At 65.2% G+C, this 210-nt stretch carries 1 pseudogene; it reads right to left on the minus strand.

Annotated features, from left to right (window positions below):
• Positions 1-199 (minus strand): annotated as a pseudogene (locus I6E40_RS10910) (hypothetical protein); the annotation flags it as partial.
• Positions 200-210: the final 11 nt, after the last annotated feature.

The following is a 210-nucleotide window of genomic DNA, read 5'->3' on the forward strand; positions in this document are numbered from 1 at the left end:
CGCTTTCTTCTTCGCCGAGCCAGCCCTTGACTGCGCCGCGCAGCCAGCGGCGGAACACTTTGTTCCAGAGTTCATCCGAGGAAATGCGCGCCGCGAGTTCTCCGACGCGGTCGCGACCGTCCCAGGCGGGAAGAGCGCGGAGGTAGTCTCGCAGGGGGAAGTAGAGGGGTACTTCCTCCGAGCGGATATAGCCGTCCACGAGGCTGCGGT

Source organism: Prevotellamassilia timonensis (genome assembly GCF_021531665.1).
Lineage (GTDB): Bacteria > Bacteroidota > Bacteroidia > Bacteroidales > Bacteroidaceae > Alloprevotella.